At 68.4% G+C, this 21,764-nt stretch carries 21 protein-coding genes; 14 read left to right on the top strand and 7 right to left on the bottom strand.

The window, feature by feature from the left end:
• The first annotated feature begins 223 nt into the window (after nucleotides 1-223).
• Together ACUKCB_RS20155 and ACUKCB_RS20150 are read left to right on the top strand one after the other, a co-directional pair.
• A complete protein-coding gene (locus ACUKCB_RS20155; protein ID WP_473037153.1) occupies nucleotides 224-1,423 on the top strand; it encodes a helix-turn-helix transcriptional regulator in 1,200 nt (399 codons plus the stop codon).
• 1,548 nt (nucleotides 1,424-2,971) lie between these two features.
• Entirely contained in the window at nucleotides 2,972-3,370 is a 399-nt protein-coding gene (locus tag ACUKCB_RS20150; RefSeq protein WP_473037152.1) for an excalibur calcium-binding domain-containing protein, read from the top strand.
• Between the two features lie 378 nt (nucleotides 3,371-3,748).
• Here ACUKCB_RS20150 and ACUKCB_RS20145 read toward each other — a convergent pair whose 3' ends face one another.
• Together ACUKCB_RS20145 and ACUKCB_RS20140 are read right to left on the bottom strand one after the other, a co-directional pair.
• Nucleotides 3,749-3,940, bottom strand: coding sequence for a type II toxin-antitoxin system VapB family antitoxin (locus ACUKCB_RS20145; RefSeq protein WP_191276325.1), 192 nt, complete (start codon nucleotides 3,938-3,940; stop codon nucleotides 3,749-3,751).
• A gap of 99 nt (nucleotides 3,941-4,039) precedes the next feature.
• On the bottom strand, nucleotides 4,040-4,579 hold the full coding sequence (locus ACUKCB_RS20140; protein WP_473037151.1) for a DinB family protein: 540 nt from the start codon (nucleotides 4,577-4,579) through the stop codon (nucleotides 4,040-4,042).
• Between the two features lie 150 nt (nucleotides 4,580-4,729).
• Here ACUKCB_RS20140 and ACUKCB_RS20135 point away from each other — a divergent pair, with 150 nt between their 5' ends.
• Nucleotides 4,730-5,497: an alpha/beta fold hydrolase gene (locus tag ACUKCB_RS20135; protein ID WP_473037150.1), complete on the top strand. Its 768-nt coding sequence runs from the start codon at nucleotides 4,730-4,732 to the stop codon at nucleotides 5,495-5,497.
• Nucleotides 5,498-5,575: 78 nt separating this feature from the next.
• Here the strand turns inward: ACUKCB_RS20135 and ACUKCB_RS20130 are convergent, their stop codons facing one another.
• Nucleotides 5,576-5,986 carry a VOC family protein gene (locus ACUKCB_RS20130; RefSeq protein ID WP_473037149.1) on the bottom strand — a complete coding sequence of 137 codons (411 nt, stop codon included), beginning with the start codon at nucleotides 5,984-5,986 and terminating at the stop codon, nucleotides 5,576-5,578.
• A gap of 352 nt (nucleotides 5,987-6,338) precedes the next feature.
• Between ACUKCB_RS20130 and ACUKCB_RS20125 the strand changes: the two genes are divergently transcribed.
• The 6 genes from ACUKCB_RS20125 to ACUKCB_RS20100 all read left to right on the top strand — a co-directional run bounded on the left by ACUKCB_RS20125 (nucleotide 6,339) and on the right by ACUKCB_RS20100 (nucleotide 9,649).
• Complete coding sequence (locus tag ACUKCB_RS20125) at nucleotides 6,339-7,220, top strand: ABC transporter ATP-binding protein (protein WP_473041078.1); 882 nt, start codon at nucleotides 6,339-6,341, stop codon at nucleotides 7,218-7,220.
• The gene (locus ACUKCB_RS20120; protein WP_473037148.1) at nucleotides 7,217-8,071 is read left to right on the top strand and encodes an ABC transporter permease; all 855 of its coding nucleotides are present in this window, start codon (nucleotides 7,217-7,219) and stop codon (nucleotides 8,069-8,071) included. The genes ACUKCB_RS20125 and ACUKCB_RS20120 overlap by 4 nt, the downstream gene beginning before the upstream one ends.
• A complete protein-coding gene (locus tag ACUKCB_RS20115) occupies nucleotides 8,064-8,333 on the top strand; it encodes a helix-turn-helix transcriptional regulator (RefSeq protein WP_452540334.1) in 270 nt (89 codons plus the stop codon). The genes ACUKCB_RS20120 and ACUKCB_RS20115 overlap by 8 nt, the downstream gene beginning before the upstream one ends.
• A gap of 42 nt (nucleotides 8,334-8,375) precedes the next feature.
• Complete coding sequence (locus tag ACUKCB_RS20110; protein ID WP_473037147.1) at nucleotides 8,376-8,942, top strand: hypothetical protein; 567 nt, start codon at nucleotides 8,376-8,378, stop codon at nucleotides 8,940-8,942.
• A 63-nt stretch (nucleotides 8,943-9,005) separates the two neighbouring features.
• The gene (locus tag ACUKCB_RS20105) at nucleotides 9,006-9,263 is read left to right on the top strand and encodes a type II toxin-antitoxin system Phd/YefM family antitoxin (RefSeq protein WP_473037146.1); all 258 of its coding nucleotides are present in this window, start codon (nucleotides 9,006-9,008) and stop codon (nucleotides 9,261-9,263) included.
• Complete coding sequence (locus ACUKCB_RS20100) at nucleotides 9,248-9,649, top strand: type II toxin-antitoxin system VapC family toxin (RefSeq protein ID WP_473037145.1); 402 nt, start codon at nucleotides 9,248-9,250, stop codon at nucleotides 9,647-9,649. The genes ACUKCB_RS20105 and ACUKCB_RS20100 overlap by 16 nt, the downstream gene beginning before the upstream one ends.
• 17 nt (nucleotides 9,650-9,666) lie before the next feature.
• On the opposite strand, the gene ACUKCB_RS20095 is transcribed toward ACUKCB_RS20100, so the two are convergent.
• A complete protein-coding gene (locus ACUKCB_RS20095) occupies nucleotides 9,667-10,335 on the bottom strand; it encodes a class II aldolase/adducin family protein (protein WP_473037144.1) in 669 nt (222 codons plus the stop codon).
• A gap of 311 nt (nucleotides 10,336-10,646) precedes the next feature.
• Between ACUKCB_RS20095 and ACUKCB_RS20090 the strand changes: the two genes are divergently transcribed.
• The 5 genes from ACUKCB_RS20090 to ACUKCB_RS20070 all read left to right on the top strand — a co-directional run bounded on the left by ACUKCB_RS20090 (nucleotide 10,647) and on the right by ACUKCB_RS20070 (nucleotide 18,046).
• Nucleotides 10,647-12,173, top strand: coding sequence for an aldehyde dehydrogenase family protein (locus ACUKCB_RS20090; protein WP_473037143.1), 1,527 nt, complete (start codon nucleotides 10,647-10,649; stop codon nucleotides 12,171-12,173).
• A 202-nt stretch (nucleotides 12,174-12,375) separates the two neighbouring features.
• Nucleotides 12,376-13,950: a GMC family oxidoreductase gene (locus tag ACUKCB_RS20085; protein ID WP_473037142.1), complete on the top strand. Its 1,575-nt coding sequence runs from the start codon at nucleotides 12,376-12,378 to the stop codon at nucleotides 13,948-13,950.
• Nucleotides 13,947-15,113, top strand: coding sequence for a quaternary amine ABC transporter ATP-binding protein (locus ACUKCB_RS20080; RefSeq protein WP_473037141.1), 1,167 nt, complete (start codon nucleotides 13,947-13,949; stop codon nucleotides 15,111-15,113). The genes ACUKCB_RS20085 and ACUKCB_RS20080 overlap by 4 nt, the downstream gene beginning before the upstream one ends.
• A gap of 1 nt (nucleotide 15,114) precedes the next feature.
• Nucleotides 15,115-17,073: an ABC transporter permease gene (locus ACUKCB_RS20075; RefSeq protein WP_473037140.1), complete on the top strand. Its 1,959-nt coding sequence runs from the start codon at nucleotides 15,115-15,117 to the stop codon at nucleotides 17,071-17,073.
• A 55-nt stretch (nucleotides 17,074-17,128) separates the two neighbouring features.
• Entirely contained in the window at nucleotides 17,129-18,046 is a 918-nt protein-coding gene (locus ACUKCB_RS20070) for a glycine betaine ABC transporter substrate-binding protein (RefSeq protein WP_473041077.1), read from the top strand.
• Between the two features lie 333 nt (nucleotides 18,047-18,379).
• Here ACUKCB_RS20070 and ACUKCB_RS20065 read toward each other — a convergent pair whose 3' ends face one another.
• The 3 genes from ACUKCB_RS20065 to ACUKCB_RS20055 all read right to left on the bottom strand — a co-directional run bounded on the left by ACUKCB_RS20065 (nucleotide 18,380) and on the right by ACUKCB_RS20055 (nucleotide 21,672).
• Nucleotides 18,380-18,628: a hypothetical protein gene (locus ACUKCB_RS20065; protein ID WP_473037139.1), complete on the bottom strand. Its 249-nt coding sequence runs from the start codon at nucleotides 18,626-18,628 to the stop codon at nucleotides 18,380-18,382.
• A 147-nt stretch (nucleotides 18,629-18,775) separates the two neighbouring features.
• Nucleotides 18,776-20,677, bottom strand: coding sequence for a hypothetical protein (locus tag ACUKCB_RS20060; RefSeq protein ID WP_473037138.1), 1,902 nt, complete (start codon nucleotides 20,675-20,677; stop codon nucleotides 18,776-18,778).
• Between the two features lie 416 nt (nucleotides 20,678-21,093).
• Nucleotides 21,094-21,672 carry a hypothetical protein gene (locus tag ACUKCB_RS20055; protein WP_473037137.1) on the bottom strand — a complete coding sequence of 193 codons (579 nt, stop codon included), beginning with the start codon at nucleotides 21,670-21,672 and terminating at the stop codon, nucleotides 21,094-21,096.
• Between the last annotated feature and the right edge of the window lie 92 nt (nucleotides 21,673-21,764).

The raw sequence follows: 21,764 nt of genomic DNA, 5'->3' as shown, positions 1-21,764 counted from the left end.
GAGCTCAGGATCGCCTCTTACCGCTGCGAACCCGACCGGTCAGACGTGGCCTCTGACCAAACGGGCGTTCAGACGCCCGCTTCGGCTTGCGCCAGCTGGGAGAGGTCTTCGGCATCGACGTTGAGCGTGCCCGGCCGATGGGGTCCAGCGTTCCGCGTCCGCATGTACGGCGGAGTAGCCCAACTGTGGGCCCCGCTGTGGGCCCCTGGGTCACAATGACGACATGACCCCCGAACCGCTCCCTGCAATGCTCCGCCGTCTGCGCACGGGTCGCGGCTGGTCGCAAGCCCGACTAGCGGACGCGCTGTGTGCGGTCTCCGGACGTTCGACCGTGACGCGCCACGATGTGAGCAGGTGGGAACGAGGCAAGCGTGTCCCGCGCGTGTGGCTTCCGCACCTCGCGGAGGTCCTGGACGCCCCCCGGGAGACGTTGGAGCTAGCCACGGTCCCGGAGGAGGGAACCGTCCCGGTTGCGGAAACGCTGGAATCCCTGCTGCCTCCCGGGGACACTGTCGCGCCACTCACGGCCCGTACCGGCCGGAGGGTAGGCCGGACAACGGCCGTTGATCTCGCGGCCCGTGCGCACGGCCTACGGCTCGCCGACGACGTTCTAGCCGGAGGGGACCTACTCGGCCCCGTGTTCCGCGAGTTGGACGCGGCCGTTCGTGTGCTCCGGGAGTCCACGCACAGCGACGCGGTACGGCGGGAACTACTCCGGGCCGTTGGTGAACTCGCACAGATTGCCGGTTGGGTCGCGAGTGACGCGGCTGATCCTCGTACAGAACAGACCTACCGTCTTGGGTTGGACGCGGCTCGGGAAGCCGGAGACAAGCCGTTGGCGGCGCAACTCGCGGGATCGCTCGGCTACCACCTCGTGAACAACGGCCGCGTTGCCGACGGCGTCGCTCTGTCGGTCGCGGCCGTAGCGGAAGCGGGGCCGGACGCCCCGGGGAAGACGCGGGCACTGTTCCATGACCGGGCCGCATGGGCACAGACGCAAGCCGGGGACGTACAAGCCGCCATGCGGTCGTTGGGCGCCGCGCACGAGGCCATGGCGGACGACAGCGGGGACGCTCCGCAATGGGCTTACTGGGTGAACGAGGCGGAGCTAGAGGTGATGGACGCGAGGGTGTACACGGAACTCCGGCGGCCCCTCCGCGCCGTTCCACTGCTCTCCCGCGTCCTTCGGGGATATCCGGTCACGTCCACGCGGGAACGGGCGTTGTATGAATCCTGGCTTGCCGTGGCCTACGCGGACGCGAACGAACCGGAGGAAGCCGCGCGCGTCGCGGCCCGTGTGATCGAACTGTCCGGGGACGTGGCCTCCGCGCGTGCGTCCGAGCGGGTCCGCGTGGTGCTGTCGCGGCTCGCGGAGTTCCGGGACGTCCCGGAGGTTCGGGAAGTGTTGGACGCCACCCGGTAGGGGCGCAGACAGCCTGGTTGTGAGGGGGGAATTGGTACGGAGCCTCCGTCGGCCCGGTTGTATTCGTCTGAGAGGCTGCGCGCGTCGCGCGTCGGTTGGGATTTGGTCGACGCCCGTGGCTCAACCCGCAGAGGTTTCTCTGGAAAAGCTCAACAAACATGTTCCTCTCGATCTAATGTATCTAATGTGAGGATTAATGCATGGATCGAAGAGTCTTTCGCAAGTTTCAAGAGGTTCTTTGGGGTTCGCTCTCGGGATCATGGATCGTGGGGTCCAGAATTACTGGAAGATGCGCTTCTCGTGCTGAGTGGAATGTCCTTCGATGGGCGAAGCGGAAGTACTGATCGTGATGTCTTGCGTGCGCTCATGCTGATGGGTATTGATTTTTCGACCGTTGCACCGATGGCAAGCCTCCGTGAGCTTCATTTGAGGTCTGGTCACTCAAGGGGTGCTGTTCATGCGTCCTTGAAGCGATTGGATTCGTCAGGTTGGATTGCTCGGCGCACTTCTGGTCAAAACGGGCGTTCGATGGTTTACATAATTAATCTGGACAGGTTTTCCTCAGTTGACCCAGACGTACACGTGTCGTCTGGGTCAACTGAGGAACTGCTGGTGTGTCATCCGCTATTTACTTCTTCGAAGGGTCTGCTGGGCAGGCCCTTCGAAGTGTGGTCGAAGCTTCCACGGCGATGGTTGACGGTAGTTGAAGCTGCTGAATTTTCTGGATGCGAGTGCGCTGTTGCAAGGAGGTCTCTGAGGAAGCTTGTCAAATTTGATCTTGCTTATGTGAGGGAAAGGGCTGGTGTGAACGGGAGTCATCTCTACATGTGTGTTGACCCAATGCGGAGGGAGCTAGATGAGATAGCCCGCCGATTCGGAGTCTTTGAGGATTTGGGGATAAAGAGGTATAGGGTCGAGGTGGAGAGGAAAGAATGGAATTCGAAGCGCTCATCTCGCTTGCGCGGTCTCTCCTTCGTGCCTGATCCGTGGAGTGAGGGAGAGGACGGGGCGCCCGAGCCCTTCTCAGCTCAGACGCCCCGCCGCTAATACCCCACCTGATACTTGGCTTGATACTGCCCCCCGGGTATCAGGGTGTCCCGGGATGCTCGCGGATGTGTCGGGGACCGTCCCCTGCCCGTCCCCACCTGCGCCTGGTGGTACCAGGATGTTCCTGGTTCCGCTGTCGACACGGGATGCGGAGGCGACCCTCGCCACCTCGTAGACGGGGCGGGCCCACCGGTCGGTGGGCCCATCCCGTTCTCGTGTTCGGAAGTTTCGACACTTGTCTGAGTGCTCGCGCCACCGAGAATTTCTCCGAGTGCCGGAGTCGAGGTCGAGTAGTCCCTCGCGGGCCGTTTGCTCCCATGCCCTGTGAATAATGGGGTGCGGAACTGACCGCGCAGGTGTTGCCGGGTTCTGCTGGAGGCTGGAGGTCGTCCTGGCCTCCTGCCGGCGGGAGGCGTGCGGTGCCTCGTGGGTGCGAGCAGATGACGACTCCTGCTCCTCTTAAACGCGGCTAATGTGTGCGAAAAGGTGCATCATGGGTGCATGATCAGTACGCCGTCCACATTCACCGCTGGTGGAGCTGTTCTCAGTAGTCTCGCCATCACCGGCGTCATTATCGCGGTCGCTGCGTGCGGTGGTGCGGGAGAGGCATCCGATCCCGTCACGGAAACGGAGACCGTGCAGGTCACCACCTCCGAGACGGTCGAGGTCACCGCGACCGCAACGGACACTGTCGAGGTGGAGGTCACCGCAACGGAAAGGGAGACTGTGCGGGAGACCGCCACCGAACAGGCTCCCGGGGGTGGAGGCGGAGGTCTCGACACCTTCTATGAGAACTGTGACGCAGCACGCGCCGCCGGGGCTGCTCCGGTTTACGAAGGTGACCCGGGGTACGGCCCCCATCTGGATCGTGACCGTGACGGTGTCGGCTGCGAATCCTAGCGGTCGTTCGGCCGTTGGTTCCAACCGGGCTGGAACCAGCCGGAAGGGCTTTGCCGAGCGGAGGTTGCCGACATCCCGCAGCCATCGGGGGTCGGGTCACCGGGGGGCGTACCCGGAAGTCCGCCCAGAGGTCCACGGCCTGTTCCAGGTCGAGGGCGGCCACCTTCTCAGGATTCATGCCAACGGTACGGACCAGGCGTTCGGCCAACCAGCCCGGGGCGGGGCCTCTCCTGGGTGCCGACTCGTGCGGCACCTCTCCCGCGGGTTTGCCGAGATGCTCGATGACGACCGCGGGCTGCTGGACCGCCGCTGCTGTCCGTTCCGGTGCCCGTACCGGACGCCGAAGCCCGCACGGTGGGCCGCCCGGGCGGGCTCCGGTCAGTTCCGCGGGCGCCGCCGCTTCGGGGGCTCCGTCCTGTCGCGCTCCCTGAGGGTCTCGGCCCTGCTCCGGTGGCGCGCCGCGTAGACCCGCAGGGCCAGGTTGACCGCGTCATCCTCGCTCCGGGCACCGGAGAACCTCATGGCCTCCCGGAGGGCCTCGTCGTCGATGTCGATCCAGGTCGGGCTCACGCCGCACTCCTTGGCGCTCAGGAACGTGTGGGACGCCCCCATCGTCTCGCACACGGAGGGTGACGCGCGCACTACCGAAGGATGCGGTCCGTGTCGGGGTCAGCCCATGGTCTTCTGCCCGTCCAGCGACTCGCGGATGATGTCGGCGTGGCCGCAGTGCTGCGCGGTCTCCCGGATCAGGTGCAGCAGGACGTCGCGCGCACTCCACGAGGTGTCCTCGGGGAACCACGGCGCGTCCGGGAGCTTCCGGCTGACCTCCAGATCCGGCAGGGTGCGGACGTAGGCCTCGGTCTCCTCCGACGCCCGCGCGTACTCGGCGAGGACGCCCTCCAGCGTCTCGCCGTCGACCAGACGGAAGGTCTCCTCGTGGCGCTCGAAGGTCCTCGGGTCCTCGTAGTCGACCTCCTTCGGCCCCTCCTCGATGAACCCGACCCACCCGCGCTCCACCTCGGTCAGGTGCTTGGCCAGGCCGGCGAGGGTGAGCTCGCTGGCGGTGGTGCGCCGGGTGGTTTGCTCCCGGTCGAGCCCTCTGAGGGTGGTGAGCAGGAACTCGCGCTGCTGCGCGAGGAAGAACAGGAGCGTCTCCCTCTCGTCCGAGCGGGCGCGGTCCTGGTTCTGCTCCGCCGTCTGCACCGTCATGGCTCTCCTTCGTCCGGTTCGTCCTGGTGCTCCGAACTCTAGAAAGCATGGCGGTCAGTTACTGTCCTCCACCTGACCGGCCTGGCCGGACTTTCTGGCTTCGGCGAAAGCCCTGCGGTTAACCTGGCGGTCTGGCGACCCGGAGGTTCCATGGCCCTGATACCGCTCCAGTACCGACTCGACGGCCCTGTGCACGCGCCCGTCGTGCTGCTCGTGCCGCCGTTCGGCACGAAGATGTCGGTCTGGGAACCCCAGATGCCCGAACTCACCCGCAACCGCCAGGTGTTGCGGATCAACCACCGGGGGCACGGGACCTCGCCGGCGCCCGAGGGCCCCTACTCCGTCGAGGACCTGGCCCTGGACGTCCTCGGTGTCCTGGAGGACCACGGCTTCTCCAGGGTCTCGGCTGTCGGTGCCGGGTTCGGCGGATCCCTGCTGCTGTGGATCGCCGCCAACTCCCCGCGCACCCTGGAGCGGCTCGCGCTGCTGGCCGGGACACCGCGCACGCCGCCCATGCACCGCTGGGACCGGGTCGCCTCGCGGGTACGGGGGGCGGGGCTGGAATCGGTCACCTCGGACGTGGTCCTGCCCTGGTTCACCCCGGACCTGACCGAGGACCGCCCGGAGGTCGCGGCCCGGTTCACCGAGGACTTCGGCAGTACCGACCCGGGCGCCTTCGCGTCGATCTGCGACACCGTGGCCGGAATGGACCAGCGCAACCTGGTCTCCGGCGTGCGCGCGCCGACCATGGTGGTCTCCGCCGCGCACGACCCCCTGCTGCCGCCCGGGCACGGGCGCAGGCTGGCCGACGGGCTCTCCGACTCGCGGTTCGAGGTGGTTTCCGGGGCCGCGCACCTTCTCGGGGTGGAACGTGCCGACCGGGTCAACGAACTACTCGTGGAGCACGTGGCCGCGTGAGGGGTCGCGGTCGAACACGGACCCCGTGCGTGGCCCCGGGTGCCCGGGGGCTCGGTTCCGCGTCCGCCGGGTCCGGGCTCAGGTCTGGTCGGGTACCGGGATCAGTGGGCTGTTGATCTCCAGCAGGTAGCCGTCCGGGTCGCGGAAGTGGGAGGCGCGGATGCCCCACGCGGTCCAGTCGCGGGGTTCCATCACCTGACGCGCGCCGTCCGCGACCAGGCGGGCGGCGGCCTCGTCCACGTCGTCGACCTCGAAGATGATCGCGAGCCGGTCCTGGTTGGGCAGCTCCGGGTCGGCGGTGTCGGTCTCCAGGGCCTCGGCCATCACCTCGCGCTGGTTGATCGCCAGCCTGGTCTGCGAGTGCACGTCGAACTCGGCGTAGCGGCTGTTCTCGTCGCCCCAGAGGACGGGGAGCTTGAGGATGTCGGCGTAGAAGCGGAAACAGGCCTCGTAGTCGTTGACGAGGAGCCTGGTGTAGCTGAAGCGCATGGAAGTCTCCTGCCCTATGGGTCGTCGGCACCATTCTCACGTCCGAGAGTGACGGATCACTGAGTATCCGTACCCGGATGTGCTGTGGCCGGATGTGGCCACATCCTTTCCGTTTGCTTGGTTGACCTGCGGTTTCGGTTTTGGAACCCCGTCTCCGGGCGGACGCGGTCGCCCTTCGGCTCTCGACTCCCCCTGTGCCCAAAAATGTAGTAGGAGTACTATCAATCAAAGTAGACTAAGTACGAAAGGAGGGAGAGCTGTGACGAACCAGGTACCCACGGACCGGTCCAGGGTCAGCCCTGCGGCCTCCGGCCACCCCACCGAGACCGTGCTGCGGGCCAGCGGCCTGCGGATGAACTACGGCAGCACCGAGGTCCTGAAGGGGGTCGACCTCACCGCGCGGCGGGGCGAGGTGATCGCGCTTCTGGGCCCCAACGGGGCGGGCAAGACCACCACCATCGAGATCCTGGAGGGCTTCCGGCGCCGATCGGCCGGAGAGGTCGAGGTCCTCGGCTCCGACCCCGAGCACGGCGACGAGGAGTGGCGCTCCCGACTTGGGGTGGTCCTGCAGTCCTGGCGTGACCACGCCGCCTGGCGGGCGCGGGACCTGCTCCACCACTTCGGCCGGTTCTACGCCCCCCACTCCCGGCCCGGCCGCGTCCGTCCGCACGACACCGACGAACTCCTCGCCCTGGTCGGCCTCACCGAACAGGCGTACCAGCGGGTCAAGACCCTCTCCGGGGGTCAGCGCCGCCGACTCGACGTGGCGATCGGCGTGGTCGGCCGCCCCGAGGTCCTCTTCCTGGACGAACCCACCGCCGGGTTCGACCCGAAGGCCCGCCGGGACTTCCACGACCTGGTGTTCCGTCTCGCCGACGAGGAGGACACCACGATCCTGCTCACCACCCACGACCTGGACGAAGCCGAGAAACTCGCCGACCGCATCCTCCTCCTCGCCGGGGGCACGATCGTCGCCGACGGCAGCGCCGACCAGCTGGCCCGCCTGGTCGCCCGGGACAGCGAGGTCGTCTGGACCGCCGACGGCGCGCGCCACGTCCACAGCACCGACAACCCGGCCAGGCACGTCGCGGAACTGTACGCCGTGCACGGGGACGGGATCACCGACCTGAAGGTCACCCGGCCGTCCCTGGAGGACGTGTACATGGCCATGGTCCAGCGGCACGAGAGCGGAGACGCCGAGAGCGCCGCCGCCGACTTCGGGGAGATCCGATGAACAGCACCCTCAACGCGCTCCGGGCCGGCCTCTCCCGGGGCTGGATCGAGTTCACACTGTCCTTCCGCAGCGCCCAGGAGCTGTTCGGCTACCTGTACATGCCGCTCCTGTTCCTGGGGATGGCCATCGCCTTCAACAGCACCGGGATGGCGGACGACGAGGGCCACCCGATCGGTGCGGTCGTCCTCAGCGGCGGCGCGGCCTTCTTCCTGGTGATGCTGGGAGTGACCACCGTCCTCCAGGTCCTGGCCAACGAACGGGAGGACGGCACGCTGCTGCGGGCCAAGGCCGTTCCGCGCGGGCTGCTGGGGTACACCGTCGGCAAGGCCGTGCACGTCGCGGCCATGTCGGTCACGGCCATGGCCCTCATGGTGGTTCCGGGACTGCTGTTCGTCGACGGTTTCGGCTTCGAGCGGTGGACCGACGCCCTGATCCTGCTCTGGGTGTGCGTGCTCGGCATGCTCGCGCTCGCACCCATCGGGGCGATCATCGGCTCGTTCATCAGCAACCCGCGTATGGGGGTCACGCTGGCGGTGTTTCCCACCATCCTCATCGTCATGGCCTCCGGCCTCATGTTCCCCTTCGAGTTCATGCCCGACTGGGTGCAGGTCGTCGGCCAGATCCTGCCGGTGTACTGGCTCGGCCTGGGGGTCCGTGCCGCGATGCTGCCGGATTCCTACGCCGCCCTCGAACTCGCGGGATCCTGGCAACTGCCGCAGGTGGCGGGGGTTCTGGCAGTCTGGGCGCTGGTCGGGCTCGTGGCTGCCCAGTGGGTCCTGCGTCGGATGGCACGGCGCGAGTCCGGGTCACGGGTCCAGGCAGCCCGAGAGGAAGCGATGAAGCGTGCCTAGCGAGAAGTCGAACGGTCGCCGTGCCAGGTCGGCGGCCACCACGGAGACGATCCACAACCGGATCGCGGTACTGCGGGCCGAACGCGGCGTCTCCCGCCGGGAGCTGGCCGAGGCCCTCGGGGTCCACTACCAGACCGTCGGCTACCTGGAGCGGGGCGAGTACAGCCCCAGCCTGCACCTGGCGCTGCGCATCGCGAAGTACTTCGAGGTGCCGGTCGAGGTCGTCTTCTCCACCGAACCCTTCCCCCGCATCGGCCAGTGACGGCCCTGCCCGAGACCCCCGACTTCGCGAAGGAGAACCGCCATGAGGAGAAGCCCCGAGGAGCGCACGGAGGCCCATCTCCAGAAGCTGACCGCCCGGTTCGAGGACCCGAAGATCCGCGGGCTGTGGGCCGATCGGCCGGCCCGGCGTCGGAGGTTGTTCCTGGCCCTGTTCCTGGCCCTGCTGGGCACTGCGGCCCTGACCTCGCTGGCGCTCTCCCAGAGCACCCTGATGGTGCTCGGCTCCAGCCTCGCCCTGCTTGTCGTTCTGGTTCCCCTGAACATCACCTTCCAGGTGCTCGAAGCCGGATCACGGACCACGCACGGCTACGAGCTGGTGGTGGACGAGCGGCAGCGCGCCGAGATCGAGAGCGCCCGCTCCCTGGGCCACTCGATCACGTCGGCCCTGCTGATCCTGGCGGTGGCGGTCGCCGGTGCCGCCCACGTGCTGAGCATCAGCCCCGCAGCCGACCTGACCGTGCCGATCGGGCTCTTCCTCCCGGTTGCCTGGGTGGTGCTGCTGGTGCACCGCTCCTTCCCCGCCTGCTACCTCGCCTGGACCCAGCCCGACGAGCTCCCCGACGACGAGGGTGAACCTGTCGACCAGTAGGGCCGATTTTTGGTTCGGCATACCTACGAGGTGCGAATCTGATAATCAGATACCATGTTGTGTATGCGTGCGATCACCGCGACCGAGGCCGCGAGAAAGTTCTCGGAGCTACTCGACGCCATTGAGAACGGTGAGCGGGTGACCATCACCAGGGGGCAGGTCCCCGTCGCCGAGATCGGTCCGGCCCGCCGCCGTACCGGAGCAGAGCTCCGATCGGCGCTGGAGAGCATCGACCCCCCGGACAGCAGGTTCGAGGAGGACATCAACGAGGCCCGCGGGTTCGTTCTCCCCCAGGAGCGTGATCCATGGGACGGCGCCTGATCCTGGACACCAATGTGCTGATCTCCTACGAGAGGGGCACAGTCGACCGGTCGCTCCTGGACGATGACGACCTGGCGATCGCGGCTGTCACTGTTGCCGAGTACCGGGTGGGGATCGAGCTTGCGGACAGCGCGGCCCGCGCAGCCATGCGGTCGAGGGCGCTCGCGGCCATCACGGAGACCGTGGAGGTACTGGTGTACACGGAGGCGACCGCCGCACATCATGCGGCGTTGATCGCCCACGCGAAACGCAGCGGTGTTCCGCGTGGGGCGTACGACCTCGTCATCGCGGCGCACGCGGTCCAGACGGGCCGTACCGTCGTCAGCCGGGACGCCAAGGCCCGCTTCGGTGAGCTTCCCGGGGTCCTGGCCGTGGATATCGGCTAGCGGGCTCAGTGGGAGAACTAGTAGGAGAAGGGGTCCGGCCCGGCCCATCCGTAGGTGTCGCGCCGGCGGACCTGGTCCAGTTCGTCCTCGGAGATCACCCGGGGCTCGCCGAGCTGACGGGCGCGCAGGTAGGCCGTGCTGAGCCAGTCGAGCAGCCGGAGGTTCTCCAGGGCGTGCTCCAGGCCCCGGCCCAGGACGATCCCGCCGTGGTCGGCGAGCAGCGCGGCGTCCCGGCCCTTGAGGGCCTTGACCGCCTGGTCGGCGATGTCCCCGGTGCCGTAGAGGGTGTACGGGGTGACCGTGATCGCCCCGCCCAGGGCCGCCGCGCGGTGGTGGATCGGGGGGAGTTCGGCCAGCACGCTCGACACCGCCACCGTGTCGGCGGTGAAGGCGTTCACCACGGCGGTGGTCTCGCGCCCGTACTCGGCGGCCCGGCGGTGCACGGCCATGTGCAGGGTGGTCTCGGCGGCGGGATCGCGCCTGCCCTCCAGCATCCGGTCGTCCAGGGACATGACCGGGCAGTCGTGCGGCTGGATCTGGTCCATGGGGACACCGTGGGGGGTGACGACCACCAGGTCGCCGTTGCGGACGCTGACGGTTCCGGCCTCGCCGGGGGCGGAACCCGGGTGCTGTGCGATGGCGCGGGCCGTCAGGCAGACATCCCGGCGTTCCTGTTCAAGCAGCATGCGTTCCTCGGTGGGGTTCGCGGGCGGCGGTCCATGGGTGCGTCTCGGAGGGCGCCGGACGAACCGGCTTAGGTACACCTAAATGTACGTCAAAGACTCGTCCCCGTATTCCCCAGGTGGGTGTGTCCTGCCGTCCACGGGTCCGACCGGAACGTAGGAGTGACGCAGCGGCCCTGGTGATGTGGGCCACGGGGAAGGCGTCCCAAGGTGCGTCATTTTCCCTGATCAGTCAGGGTTGTGGGAGCGTTGTGGCGTATGTGTCCTATGAGACGAGGCAGTTTGTGACTAGCGATCTTGGGCAAAAGGGATCCGTGAATCAGCCCTACGTAACCCTGCCGTCCGTGCCGTACCTGTCCGAGCCGGGATCGGCCGAGGCCACCAGCCTGTACATCGACGGCGAATGGCGAGCGGCGAGCAACGGTCGGGTCCGGGAGATCCTGGACCCCGCCGACGCCTCCGTTCTGACCATCGTGAGCGAGGGCGGTAAGGCCGACGCCGAAGCCGCCATCGCCGCCGCACGACGTGCCTTCGACACCGGTGAGTGGCGCCGTACCGAGGCCGGTGAGCGCGGTCAGATCCTCGGACGGATCGCCGACCTGCTCCAGCGCGACCGCGAGGAGATCGCGGTCATGGAGTCGCTGGACACCGGTAAGACCATCGAGGAGGGCGGGATCGACGTCGACGACGTCACCAACGTCTTCCGCTACTACGCCGGTCTGGCCGACAAGGAGGCGGGCCGACTCGTGTCCGCGCCCGAGGGCGTGCACAGCAAGGTGGTCTACGAACCCGTCGGGGTCTGCGGCATGATCACGCCGTGGAACTACCCGCTGCTCCAGCTCGCCTGGAAGATGGCCCCGGCCATCGCCGCGGGCAACACCATGGTGATCAAACCGAGCGAGGTCACCCCGGTGACCACCGCCAAACTGGTGGAGCTCTCCACCGAGGCGGGCATCCCCGCGGGCGTGGTCAACCTGGTCACGGGCAGCGGGCCCGACGCCGGCGCGCCGCTGTCCGAACACCCCGACGTCGACCTGGTCTCCTTCACCGGCGGACTGGTCACCGGTCGGCGGATCATGGCGGCCGCCTCCGAGACGGTCAAGAAGACCGCCCTGGAACTGGGCGGTAAGAACCCGAACATCATCTTCCCCGACGTGGATCTGGACACGGCCGTGGACTACGCGCTCAACGCCGCGTTCTTCCACTCCGGCCAGGTGTGCTCGGCCGGTGCGCGGCTGATCGTGCACAACGACATCCACGACGCCTTCACCACCGAACTCGCCCGCCGGGCCGAGGCCATCCGTATCGGCCGCGGCCAGGACGAGGGTGTGCGCTGCGGCCCCCTGGTCTCGGCCGAGCACCGGGCCAAGGTCGAGAAGGCGGTGGCGCGCGGTGTCGAGGAGGGCGCCAGGATCATCGCGGGCGGCAAGCGCCCCGATGACGAGGCCCTGAAGGACGGCTACTTCTACCGCCCCACCGTGTTCGTGGACTGCGACCGGTCCATGGACATCGTGCAGGCCGAGGTGTTCGGCCCGGTCGTGACCGTCGAGCGCTTCGAGACCGAGGAACAGGCGATCGAGCTCGGCAACGACACCGACTACGGGCTCTCCGGCGGTGTCTGGACCAACGACACCGCACGCGGCGAGCGCGTGGCCGCGGCCCTGCGCCACGGCACCGTGTGGATCAACGACTACGGGCCCTACATCCCGGGCGCCGAGTGGGGCGGCTTCGGCCACAGCGGGGTCGGTCGCGAACTCGGTCTGGCCGGTCTGGACGAGTACCGCGAGGCCAAGCACATCTACCGGAACCTGGCACCGGAGCCGCAGCGCTGGTTCGGGTGACAGACCAGGCGGTCGCGTGCGGCGGGGCCGTCCGCGATCGCGGAGCCGTCCGGCGGCGCGGGTCCGTCCTCCGCGCCGCCGGGCGCTTTCCCCCGAAGGAACATCCACAACCGAAGACATGACAAACGGATACACACAGAACACACAGGTCGGTTTCCCCCCGACATCCCCCCGAGCAAAACAAAACGAGAGGATTCGGGCTGTGTCCATGAACGAAACCACCTACGACTACGTCATCGTTGGCGGAGGTACGGCGGGTTCGGTGATCGCCAATCGGCTCACCGAGGACCCCGACACCACGGTCTGCGTCATCGAGGGCGGTCCCGACGACCGGGACCTGGAGCACGTGCTCCGGCTCCGCGACTGGCTGAGCGTCCTCGACAGCGACCTGGACTACGGGTACACCACGACCGAGCAGCCCAACGGCAACTCGCACATCCTGCACTCGCGCGCCCGGGTGCTGGGCGGCTGCTCCTCGCACAACACGCTCATCAGCTTCCGGCCGTTCGCCGAGGACCTGGACGAATGGGTCGCGGCGGGCGCCGAGGGCTGGGACAACGCCACCGTGCAGTCCTACGCCGACCGGATCAAGTGCAACATCGTCCCGATCGCCGAGAAGGACCGCAACGAGATGGTCAAGGACTGGGTGTCCGCGGCCTCCGAAGCGGCGGGTGTCCCGGTCATCGAGGACTTCAACGCGCTGACCTCGCACGGCGGCGGCTTCGCCGACGGCGCCGGCTTCCTGTCCATCGCCTACGACCCCTACACCGGATACCGCTCCTCCGCCTCGGTCGCCTACCTGCACCCCGTCATGGACGTGCGGAAGAACCTCACCGTGATGCTGGAGACCTGGGTCGGCCGGATCCTCTTCGAGGGTGAGCGCGCCACCGGCGTCAGCGCCACGACCTCCGACGGCGAGCGGGTCACGGTCAACGCCCGCCAGGAGGTCATCCTCGCCGCGGGCGCCGTCGACAGCCCCCGTCTGCTGATGCTGTCCGGTGTCGGCAACGCGGAGGAACTGGGTTCGGTCGGTATCGAGAGCCGCCACGACCTTCCGGGCGTCGGCGAGAACCTCCAGGACCACCCCGAGTCGATCATCATGTGGGAGACCAACGAACGGGTCCCCGAGAACACCGTGATGAACTCCGACGCGGCCCTGTTCGTGCGGCGCGACGAGAGCGACCCGCGCCCGGACCTGATGTTCCACATCTACCAGATCCCCTTCGACGACAACACGAAGCGGCTGGGCTACGACTCCCCCGAGGACGGTTACGCGGTCTGCATGACCCCGAACATCCCCCGGTCCCGTGCGCGCGGCAAGCTCTACCTCACCAGCAGCGACCCCGCGGTCCAGCCGGCACTGGACTTCCGGTACTTCACCGATCCGGACGGCTACGACGAGAGGACCATCGTGGACGGGCTGAAGATCGCCCGCGAGGTCGCCGAGACCGAACCGTTCAAGTCCTGGCTCAAGCGCGAGGTCGCCCCCGGCCCGAAGGTCCGAACGGACGAGGAACTGTCCGAGTACGGCCGCCGCGCCGCGCACACCGTCTACCACCCGGCGGGCACCTGCAGGATGGGCGCCGCCGACGACGACACCGCCGTGGTCGACCCCCGCCTGCGGGTGCGGGGCCTGAAGGGCCTGCGGGTGGCCGACGCCTCGGTCTTCCCGACCCTGCCCACGCCCAACCCCATGGTGATGGTCCTCGCCCTGGGCGAGCGTGCCGCGGACCTGATCCGTCAGGACCGCGCCGCCGACGATGAGGAGACCCGATGAGTACTCAGGCCACCGAGGCGGCCCCCTCCGAGGCCCCCTCCGACGTGACCTTCTCCGTCCGCAACCTGTGGAAGATCTTCGGCAGGAACGCCGACAAGGTCATCGGCACCGAACTGGAACGGGCCGACCGGGACCGCATCAAGGAGGAGACCGGCTGCACCGTGGCGGTGCGCGACGTCTCCTTCGACGTGCGTCCCGGGGAGATCTTCGTGGTCATGGGCCTTTCCGGCTCCGGAAAGTCCACGCTGATCCGCTGCCTGACCCGCCTGATCGAGCCGACCGCGGGGTCGGTCCTGCTCGACGGGGAGGACATCGAGGCAGCCAGTGACCAGCGGCTGCGCGAGCTCCGCAGGCACAAGATGGCCATGGTCTTCCAGCACTTCGGCCTGCTGCCCAACCGGAAGATCATCGACAACGTCGCCTACGGGCTGGAGGTCCGCGGGATGCCGCGGGCCGAACGCTACGCCCGGGCACGGGAGATGATCGACATGGTCGGCCTCTCCGGCAACGAGAACGCCCGTCCCGGTGAGCTGTCCGGCGGTATGCAGCAGCGCGTGGGCCTGGCCCGCGCGCTGGCCGTCGACCCACAGGTGCTGCTGTTCGACGAACCGTTCAGCGCACTGGACCCGCTGATCCGCAGGGACATGCAGAACGAGGTCGCCCGGCTCCAGCGGGAACTGAACAAGACGGCGGTGTTCATTACCCACGACCTCCAGGAGGCGCTCAAGCTGGGCGACCGCATCGCCATCATGCGCGACGGCGAACTCGTCCAGGTCGGCACCCCGGAGGAGGTCGTGGGACGGCCCGCCAACGCCTACGTCGCCGACTTCACCTCCGACGTCGCCCGCACCACCGTGCTCACCGCGCGCTGGCTGGTCCGCGACGCCTACCCCGACGAGCGCACCGACGGCCCGGTCACCGAGCCGGGCACCGTCCTCGCCGAGGTCCTGCCGATGCTCGCCGCGAGCACCGCCCCGGTCCGGGTCGTGGAGGGCGACACCCTCCTCGGCTACGTCGGCCGTGACGACGTGCTGCGCGCCATCGCCGAGGACCAGCTGGAGGGGGCCGACCAGGTCGCCGCCATCGAGGAGGAGACGGTGGACGAGATCTCCGACGAGGCCACCGACCACGGCGGCCCGGCACCGACGGGGGGCAGAGGGTGACATGGCCACAGTGACCGAATCCGCTGGTGCCACGGGCACCGGCACAGGGTCCTCCAAGGGTTCCGGGGGGTTGCTGCGCAGCACGTGGGTCCAGGCCCTGGCCGTGGTCGCCGTGCTGGTCGCGGGCTACTGGCTGACCCGCTGGGCCGGCGGCCCGTCCTGGGCGGGAAGCTTCCCGACCGGGATAGGCGAGTCCTTCATGGCGTGGCTCGACGGCATCTACGCCTGGATCGTCGCGAACCGCAACGACAGCCCGCTGTTCCTTTACTTCTTCAACTACATCTCGGTGGGGCTGGGATCGGCCGTCGTGCTGATCAACCAGTTCCTGACCTTCCTCACCTGGGCCGGGGTGACCGTCCTGGGCGTGCTCGCCGCGTGGCGGATCGCCGGATGGCGGGTCGCCCTGGTGGTACTCGCCACCTTCGCGGTGTTCGCGCTCACCGGGCTGTGGAACGAGTCGATGACGACGCTGTCGCTCATCATCACCGCGGTCTTCATCTCCCTGCTGTTCGGCATCCCGCTCGGTATCCTCGCCGGCCGCAGCGAAGGGTTCTACCGGGGCGTCCGCCCGGTGCTGGACTTCATGCAGATCATGCCGGCCTTCGCCTACCTGCTGCCGTTCGTGCTGCTGTTCGGCATCGGCAACCCGGCGGCGGCCGTGGTCACGGCGGTCTACGCGCTTCCGCCGGTCGTGCGGATCACCGCGCTGGGCATCCGCGAGGTCAACAAGGGCGCCGTCGAGGCGACGACCTCGCTCGGTTCGACGCCGTGGCAGATCCTCACCAAGGTCCAGCTGCCGATGGCCAAGCGCACCATCCTGCTGGGCGTCAACCAGACCATCATGCTCGCGGTCTCCATGGTCGTGATCGCTTCGGTGATCGGTGCGGGCGGTCTGGGTGACGCGATCTTCCAGGCGCTGACCAAGATCAACGTCGGACAGGCCTTCCAGGCCGGCCTGGCGATCGTCATGCTGGCGATCGCGATGGACCGGGTCACCGGTGCGGTCGGTCACGGTGCGCACACCCCCGACATCCCCGAGAAGTACCGGATGCCGCTGCTGGGCGGCGGGCTGGCCCTGGTGATCCTGGTGGTGGCGCTCGCCCGGCTCGCGGACCTGAGCGGCTGGCCGCGTGATTGGTCGATCGAGCTCGACAAGCCGGTCAACGCCCTCAACGACAGCGTCGAGGCGGCGATCGGCCCGGCCTCCGCGGCACTCGGAACGTGGACGCAGACCTGGGTGCTGGGGCCGCTGAACGGCCTGCTCACCGGTTCGCCCTGGTGGCTGGTGGTGCTGGTGGCCGCCGCGCTCGGCATGGTCTTCGCCGGATGGCGGGCCGCACTGGTCTCCGGGATCTCCTTCCTCGCGATCGGTCTGCTGGGCGTGTGGGACAACGCCATGGACACCCTGTCCCAGGTGTTGGTGGCCACCGTGGTCACCATCGCGCTGGGCGTGCTCATCGGCGTGCTGATGTCGCGCAGCGACGTGTTCGCCACGATCCTGCGGCCGGTCCTGGACTTCATGCAGACGCTGCCGCCGTTCGTCTATCTCATCCCGGCGGTGGCGCTGCTCGGCCTCGGCCCCGTCCCCGCACTGGCGGCCGCGGTCATCTTCGCCCTGCCGGCGGTGATCAGGCTGGTCAACGACGGCATCCGCGGTGTCCCGAAGGGCACCCTGGAGGCGGCCCTGTCCCAGGGGTCCACCAGGTGGCAGCTGCTCACCAAGGTGGAACTCCCGATGGCGCGCGGTTCCCTGCTGCTGGCGGTCAACCAGGGCATCATCCTGGTGCTGTCCATGGTCGTCATGGGCGCGCTGGTCGGCGCCGGTGCGCTGGGCAACGACGTCGTGCTCGGCCTGGCGCAGAACGAGCTGGGCCTGGGCCTGGCATCGGGTCTGGCCATCGTGTTCCTGGGGCTGTTCCTGGACCGTGTGACGCAGGGAAGGAGGGCACCCCGTGCCTAGGCTGCTGAGAAGGCGAAACCTGACCCGGTTGTTCGCCGTGGGACTGGCCCTGGTGATGGTGAGCTCCTGCGCGGTGCGCACCGACCAGATCGCCCGGGACCCCAACACCGTCCGGATGGCCGTCAACAACTGGGTGGGGTTCGAGGCCAGCGCCGAGGTGCTGGCGTACATCCTGCGCGAGGAGATGGACTACGAGGTCCAGTTGGTCCGGGTGGACGAACAGCCCTCCTGGCAGGCCCTGGACCAGGGCGTGCTGGACGTGATCCCGGAGAACTGGGGCCACGAGGACCTGTTCGAGCTGTACGGGCCAGAGGGCAACGGCACCGTCGTGGACGGCGGTCCCAACGGCAACGAGGGTGTGATCGGCTGGTACGTCCCCGCCTACCTGGCGGAGGAGTATCCGGAGATCACCACCCTGGAGGGGCTGAAGGAGAACACCGACCTGTTCCGGACGGCCCAGACCGGGGACAGCGGTGAGTTCCTCGCCGGTGCGCCCGGGTTCGTCAGCCAGGACCAGGGGATGATCAACGCCTTCGACCTGGACCTGGAGATCGTCTACGCGGGCTCGGAGGCCTCGCAGATCACCGAGGTGCGGCGGCGCTACGCCGAGGAGGAGCCGGTGCTCTTCTACTTCTACGACCCGCAGTGGTTCCAGGAGGAGGTCGACCTGGTCAAGGTCGACTTCCCCGACTACTACGAGGGCTGCGACGCCGACCCGGAGTACGTGGACTGCGACTACCCGGTCTATGAGCTGAACAAGATCTTCCGGGCCGGGTTCGTGGAGAACAACGACCACGCCTACCGTTTCCTCGACAACTGGCAGTGGACCAACTCCGACCAGAACGCCGTCGCGCAGATGATCGCCGACGAGCAGCTGCCTCCCTCGGAGGCGGCCGAGATCTGGGTGAACGAGAACCGCGACGTCTGGGAGGAGTGGCTCCCGGAGGGCTACGAGGAGCGCCAGAAGGGGTGATGCTCCTCCGGGACTGATCCCGTAGGAGACAGGACCGACTCCCGGGGGGGTCGGCCGGGGGCGGGGGCCGCAGGGCTCCCGCCCCTGCTTTCGTGGGGCGGCCGGGGCGAGGACCCCTCGTGTGCCCACCCGCGCCCGCAGGGCGGAGCTCCGCGCACCCGACGGGGCACGGTGGACCCCGGGCCGGGGGCAGGAACCGGCCCGGGGCTGATCGACCATCCAGATCCAGACGGATGATCACCGTGCGTTACTCTAGCCCTGTTCGGTGCCGCGCACCCGGGCTTTGTGGTGATCGGGGAGCGGAGCACGGTCCGGGCCGTGGCCCGTGCGCTCTCAGCGGCCTGGACGCTCCGCGTGGAGCCGGCGGTTCACCCAGTACACGTTCACGCAGGACGCCACGAATCCGAGCCCCAGGACGACGACCAGCCAGGTCTCGTCGGTCCAGAGCACGGCGGCCACGGTGCCCAACAGGAGCACCAGTGCCCCGAACAGGGCCAGGACCCGTCGGAACCCGAGCGCGCTCGCAGGCCGGTCGTGGCTCCCGAGCGTCCCCTTCAACCTGCCTCGTCTGGCACGTTCCATGTCCTCACACCTCCCTGCCCCCACTCCTACCCCGGCCCGCCGCGTCCAACAGAACGGGGACGTGAGAAGGGGCGCCCCCTTCGTTCCACGTCCACGGGGTGGTCAGCGGGACGGTGGACGGCCGCCTCCGGAGGCGGCCGAGCGGTTTCAGCGACCGATACCGCTGTCCGTCTCCGGAGCTGCCTGACGTGTCCCGGTCCCGGCGGCCGTGCGCTTCCTGACGGCGCCCCGCGGAGACGGCATGCCCCGCCGGGCCTGTGCCGCGGCCTCCTCGACCCCCTGTTCGGTCCAGTTCTTCGGCGTGAGCACCCTGGGCACGGTACCGGATCCGGGCCCCCGCCTCCCGGCGGTGTCGGGGCTGTGGATGATCAGATCACTGGGGTGGAAGTGAACGGAGATGGCACGGCCGAGTCTGGCGGTGTTGGCGGGGCCGCTGGACTCGAAGACGCCCAGGGACAACGGTCTCCCCAGGGTGCGCTCCCATTTTTCGGCCCAGGAGTTGAGGGCGGGGAAGGCACCTTTCACCGTCCCCTTGTCGAGATATCCGTGCCCTCCCATGAAATCACCGGAGTAGCGTTCGGGATGCTCCTGTTTCCAGAACTCGCTGGCCCTTCTGACCAATGCGGTACTGCTGATGTTGAGGTCGGCGTCGCTGGGTTCGGGGTCCAGGCCCAGTTTCCACATGGCGTCGTAGGGGCGGCGCAGAGGTCTGTCCTCGGCATCGCCGAGCCACTCGCGCAGGCGCTGGCGGGCTTCCGGGAGGTGTTCCAGCTCGGACTCGGTCGGCAGCGTCTTGTGGAGCCCGGAGAAGAAATCGGCCCCGCTCCCCTTGAGCCGGACGTCGACCTGGGACGGTTGCGCCCCGTCGTGTCCGAGGGCCTCCAACATCTCGCCGCGGAAGCGCTGATAGAGCTCGGGCGTCATCCCCATGGGTGCCTCCCCGGTGGCCAGCCACCTGACCTGGACCGGTTGGATACCGAGGAAGTCGAGGTCCCGTTTGGTGACGGTGTATCCGGAGTCGTCGCGCGGCCACCAGTCCGGGAACCTCTCCTTTCCGGCGAGGGCGCGCATCAGGTGCGCGTCGAGCGGGTTACCGGGATCGAGCCGACCGGTGATCTCCATCGGCCGCCACTGCGAATCGGCGGTCCGCAGCATGGCGAGGGGCTGCTGCTCCGCCTCGCCTGCGGCTCCGGGCCCCGGCCCGTTCTCCCGGTCGGCGCTCCGGACAAAACCGATGGTCGCGCTGCGCTTCCACGCCCTTGAGTCGTAGACCCCGTCCAGGGCGACGGGCGAGTCACCGTGGCGCGCGACCCACTCCTGCCGGTCGAAGGAGCCCATACCCGTGGTGGGCAGGGAGAGGATGTCCTTCGCGGACAGGCGGCCGACCAGGACCACGCCCTGGCCACCGTTGCGCTCCACCGACTCCACGGCCGTCCGGCGGTCCGCGAACCAGCTCTCCAGCGGGCGGTGACGGGCCTCGACGGTCGAATCAGCCCCCAGGTCCACCCGGGCGGACCGTGCCGCGCCCTCCGGCCATGACTGTGCCCAGTAGCCGACGAGCTCGGAGATCCCGCGCGCGTCGAGTTTTTCCTGGGTCAGCTCGTACTGGACGCGTACGAGTTCCTGCAGGGCGTCCCTGTTGTAGCCGAGCTCCATGTCCACGTTCGCCCGGGTGGCCGGACTCATCTCCTGCTGCTGTGCGCCCGTGAGGCCGAACACCTCCTTCGTCGCCTCCTGAAGCGCGAGTGCACGGATGTTGTCGCCGCCGTGGGACCAGGCGCCCAGCACCTCGCGCACGGAGATCCGCCTCACCAGGTCCTTCGCCTGGTCGCCGTCCATCGGGTGGACGTTCTCCGGGGAGTGCCGGGGGTCGTCCGGGTCCAGCTCGCCGACATGCAGGACCCTGGCGCCCCTCGACGGGTACCGGCTGCTGTGGGGCACCAGGACGTACTCCCCGTCGCCCAGGCGGTTGTCCATGTCCGACCCCACCACCAGGCCGAACGCCGCGAGGGTGAGTGCGGTCGTGGACAGGCTCGTTCGTTCGGCCACCGCCCGGGCGGCTTCCTACCTGGCCTCCTCCTCTCCGGTGACGCTGCCGTCGTCATTGATCAGTGCCTCGGCTGCTCGCTGGTGCTCGGTTCGTTCTCCCGATTCCTGTGCGGGGGGGCGGGGTGCGGTTCTGCCGGGGCATGGGCGTCGACGTCACGCTGTGGGCATCGGGTTCCGTGGACAACGGTGACTCCGTACCGGTTGTGTGCGCGGCCGGACGGCCGCGCCTGGCCATGACTGCTTCGTACTGTTCGAGGGATTCGGGTCAGGGAAGGGCTGAGGGCCACCGGGTCGCTGGCTCCTGGTGACGGAAGGGGAGGGTTGGCGGGGCTGAGGGGAGGCGGGCGTGGTCGTGGAGCGGGGGATCCCGGGAGCATGCCTCAGCGTTCTCCCGGGCCCGTCGCCCGCCCCGTCGTTCAGCGGTCCCGGAGGAAGTTCTCGGCCTGGAAGCGCAGTGCCTCGGGGGCGACGGCCCAGGCGGGGGTGCGCATGATCTCGCGCAGTTTGACCTTCTTGACCTCCCTGGGAGCGTCCTCGCGCAGTCCCAGGTGCGGCCACAACTGTTCGAGGGTCTCGTGAGGCGGGTCCCAGGAGACGCCGACCGCGCTCTCGGGGGTGCCGTACGGGGCCGGTGGCACGACGAAGACCTCGTCAGCGGTGGCGGCGGGGACGACATCCAGGATGTGGAGTCCGAACTGTTCGGCGAGGCCTCGGAAGAGGACCCGGTGGTTCTCGACCGTTTCTTCCGAAGGAGGTCCCCCCTGCTTGTCGTAGAACAGGGCGAGTATCCAGCCGGACGCCCCGGTGGTGGCCAGGTCCAGGACCAGTTGGTTTCCGCTGGCGGTGGTGAAGGAACGGTGCGCGACGCTCATCGCGGCCCCGGGCCCCTCGGTGCGGGGGGACTCGTCCAGCTGGAGGGAACTGAGCAACTGCTGGTACTGGTCGTCTGTCAGGCTCCCCTGGGAGAGCATCCGGAGCGCGGGCAAGAGCCTCATGGCCGGGGTCTTCCTTCCTCGGTGTTCAGCCGAACGGGACGGTGTTCGGTCTGTGGAGCGGGATGGCGGAGTGTGCGTCTCGGGTCGGGGTC

It is taken from the genome of Nocardiopsis moroccensis (assembly GCF_055763695.1).
Note: the sequence above shows the minus strand (reverse complement) of the source record. Positions and strands in the feature narration are given on the sequence as shown.